Raw genomic sequence first — 3,648 nt, 5'->3', positions numbered from 1 at the left:
GCTGCACGCCGCGCTCCGCCACCGGCTCGGCACGCACGTCACGCAGAAGGGCAGCCTGGTCGCACCCGATTATTTCCGGTTCGACTTCTCCCATCCCAAGGGCCTCACCCGCGAGGACATCGAGGCCGTGGAAGCCGAGGTAAACCGCCACATCCGCGAGAATGACGCGGTCACGACCAGGCTCATGAGCCCGGACGAAGCGATCGAGGCCGGCGCCATGGCGCTGTTCGGCGAAAAGTACGGCGACGAGGTGCGCGTCCTCTCGATGGGCCGCGGGTCCGACAGGAGTTATTCCGTCGAGCTCTGCGGCGGTACCCACGTCGCCGCACTTGGCGACATCGCCTTGTTCAAGATCATCTCCGAAAGCGCGGTCGCCTCGGGCATCCGCCGGATCGAGGCGCTCACCGGCGAAGCAGCCCGCAAGTGGCTGACGGCGCGCGAGGATCGGCTGAAGGAAGCCGCGGCCGCGCTGAAAGCCACGCCGGAAGAAGTGCCCTTGCGCGTCGCGACTTTGCTTGAAGAGCGCAGACGCCTGGAACGCGAGCTTGCCGAAGCGAAGAAGGCGCTCGCGCTCGGCGGCGGCGGTGCGTCCGAAGCGGCGGGGCCCGAGCAGGTAGGCGGCCACGGCTTCATCGGCCAGGTGATCGAGGGGCTGGATCCGAAGGGCCTTCGCGGCCTCGTCGACGATGCGAAGAAGCGGGTGGGCTCAGGCGTCGTTGCTTTGGTCGCGGTGAACGACGGCCGCGCCAGCGTGGCCGTCGGAGTGACCGACGATCTCACCGCGAGCCGGAGCGCCGTTGATCTCGTTCGAACCGCCGTCTCCGCGCTCGGCGGTCAGGGCGGCGGCGGACGGCCGGACATGGCACAGGGCGGCGGGCCGGACGGCGCGAAGGCCCAGGAAGCGCTGCAGGCGGTGCGGGAAGCTATCGCGGCCTGAGCGCGTCGCGCAGCCGCCTGCGTCCGAGCGTCGGCTCGTCCTCGAGATGCCCGAGCTTCATGATCTCCTGCCGGAGCTCCGACCTCTTTTCGTGGATGGACGCGATCACCGGCCCCATCGCGATGCCGAGATCAACCAGCACCGCCTCCGACAGCTGCAACGAAGATTCCAGGGTCTCCGGGACGGCATCGCTCGCGCCGGCCTTGTAGAGGTCCGCCGCGTGCCGGGCGTCGCGGGCGCGGGCGACGATGATGAGGTTCGGGCACCATGCCGCCACCTTCTTCGTCAGCCGCACGGTAAGCACCGGATCGTCCATGGTGAGCACCAGCGCCTGCGCGTGGCCGAGCCTCAGCCGATCGACCAGCTCCGCCCGCGAGACGTCGCCGAACATGACCGGGAACCCCTCCTGCCGAGCCGCAACCACCGTATCGATGCTGGAATCGACGGCGAGATAGCTGCGGCCGTGCGTGGTCAGCATCTCGGCGACGAGGCGGCCGACGCGGCCGAAGCCGATGATGACGACCGAGGGCGCCTTGTCGTCCCCGGGCAGATCGACCTCGCCCTGGAGGTCCACCCGCCGCCCGGCGACCTGGCCGAGCCGCGCGAGCAGGGGGGTGATGGTGAGGCCGATGGCGGTGACGATCTGCCAGAAGGCCGCCGTCTCCGGTCGGATCAGCTGCGCCGCTGCCGCCGCCGACAGGACGATGAGCGTGGTCTCCGACGGCGAAGCCATGATCAGCCCGGTCTCGGCCGCGACGGCCTTGCGCGCTCCGCTAAGGCGGAGCAGCCCGCCCGTGACCGCCGCCTTGACGGCGACGACGCCGAGCACGGCCACAGCGAGGCTCCACACATTCTCCGCCACCAGCCGGAGATCGATGCTCATGCCCACAGTGATGAGGAAGATGCCGAGCGCAAGGCCGCGGAAGGGCGCGGTGATCACCTCGACCTCACTGTGATAGTCCGTTTCCGCGATAAGGATGCCGGCAACGAGCGCGCCCATGATCGGCGAGAGACCGACTGCGGTCGTCGCGAGACTGGCCGCGATCACGACGATGAGGCTTGCGGCGAGGAACAGCTCCGGGCTCTTCGTCCGGGCCGCCTGCGCGAACAGGCGCGGCAGGAAGAACCGGCCGAGCACCAGCATCGCCGCAACCGTCGCCGCTCCGAGGAGCAGGGTGTTGAGGAGCCCGCCGAACCCGTCCGCCTGCGCATAGGGGGCCAGCGCACCCAACAGGAAGATGATCGGCACGATCGCCAGATCCTCGAACAGCAGCATCGCCAGCGCGGAGCGGCCGACGGGGCTGGTCGTGCCGACGAGAGGCAGCACCAAAGCGGTCGAGGACAAGGATAGCGCCAGCCCCAGCGCGATCGATCCGCTCAGGCTTTGCCCGAGCAGGTTAAGCGCGAAGCCGATGATCAGCGCCGAGCCCAGTAGCTCCGCCGCCCCTACCCCGAACACCAGCCGCCGCACAGTCCAGAGCCGCCGGAAGGAGAGTTCGAGGCCGATGGCGAACAGGAGGAGGATGATCCCGAACTCCGCGAACGGCTCGACCGCATCCGGGTTCGAGATGGTGACATAGTTCAGCCAGGGCATCCGCTCCGTCATCGAGCCGAGGCCGGCCGGCCCAACCAGCAAACCCACCAGGATGAACCCGATGACCGGGCTGATGCGGAGGCGCGCAAAGGCTGGGATGACAATCCCCGCAGCGCCGAGAATCACGAGCGCGTCGCTCAATCCTGAAGTCTGGAAATCGGCGGCCATCTTGCCTTTATGCCGCAATCGGCGCGATTGTCAGCAATGTGGGGGAGGAAACCGATCTTTGCATCGTCGGCGGGGGGCCGGCGGGAATGGTGGCGGGGCTGCTCTTCGCCCGCGCCGGCGTTCGCACGACGGTGCTGGAAAAGCATGCCGATTTCCTGCGCGATTTCCGCGGCGATACCGTCCATCCCTCCACTCTCCGCATCTTTTCCGAGCTCGGGCTCCTCGACGAGCTCCTGAAGCGGCCGCACGACAAGGTGCACCATCTCGGCGCCTGGATCGGGGAGCGGCACGTCGAGATCGCCGATTTCCGCTCGTTCGATCCGCGCTGGAACTTCATCGCGATGATGCCGCAATGGCATTTCCTCGATTTCGTCGCCGAGCAGGCGCGGCGACACCCGAATTTCCGGGTGGTGATCGAGGCTGAGGCGCTGGGCCTCGAGACCGGCGGCGGACGAGTGAGCGGCGTCCGCTATCGGCAGGCGGGCGAGGAGCGGCGGGTCTCCGCAAGGCTGGTGATCGCCTCCGACGGGCGCCGGTCGGTGCTGAGAGAGGAGGGGCGGCTGCCGCTCCGCTCGTTCGGCGCACCCATGGACGTCTTTTGGTTCCGGATCCCCAAGCAGCGCGCGGAGGAGAACGAATCGACCGGCGTAATCGTCGGCGGGCGGATCATGGCGCTTATCGATCGCGGCGATACTGGCAGTGCGCCTACGTGTTCGCCAAGGGCAGCGCCGACGAGATCCGCGCCCGCGGCCTCGATCGCTTCCGAGCAGACGTCTCGCGCACGGCGCCGATGCTGGGTCTCGATGTCGAGGCGATCCGGAGCTGGGAAGACGTGAAGCTCCTCACCGTGGCGCTGGATCGGCTCGAGCGATGGCACCGGCCGGGCCTGCTGGTCATCGGCGATGCGGCCCATGCGATGTCGCCGATCGGCGGCGTCGGTATCAACGTC

The 3,648-nt window shown here is 68.4% G+C and carries 4 protein-coding genes; 3 read left to right on the top strand and 1 reads right to left on the bottom strand.

From position 1 onward, the window contains the following. Positions 1–937 (top strand): DHHA1 domain-containing protein (locus VF662_RS15295; RefSeq protein ID WP_464142800.1); only part of this gene is annotated, 937 nt, incomplete at its 5' end. On the opposite strand, the gene VF662_RS15290 is transcribed toward VF662_RS15295, so the two are convergent. Next, positions 924–2,699: a cation:proton antiporter domain-containing protein gene (locus VF662_RS15290; RefSeq protein WP_464142798.1), complete on the bottom strand. Its 1,776-nt coding sequence runs from the start codon at positions 2,697–2,699 to the stop codon at positions 924–926. The two genes, VF662_RS15295 and VF662_RS15290, sit on opposite strands and share 14 nt — an antisense overlap. Positions 2,700–2,737: 38 nt before the next feature. Between VF662_RS15290 and VF662_RS15285 the strand changes: the two genes are divergently transcribed. Both VF662_RS15285 and VF662_RS15280 read left to right on the top strand, forming a co-directional pair. Then, a complete protein-coding gene (locus VF662_RS15285) occupies positions 2,738–3,535 on the top strand; it encodes an FAD-dependent monooxygenase (RefSeq protein WP_464142796.1) in 798 nt (265 codons plus the stop codon). After that, a partial coding sequence (locus VF662_RS15280; protein ID WP_464142801.1) for an FAD-dependent monooxygenase occupies positions 3,436–3,648 on the top strand: 213 nt, incomplete at its 3' end. The genes VF662_RS15285 and VF662_RS15280, both read left to right, overlap by 100 nt.

This window comes from Allosphingosinicella sp. (assembly GCF_036387215.1).
GTDB lineage: Bacteria > Pseudomonadota > Alphaproteobacteria > Sphingomonadales > Sphingomonadaceae > Allosphingosinicella.
This window is presented reverse-complemented; position numbering and strand designations above follow the sequence as displayed.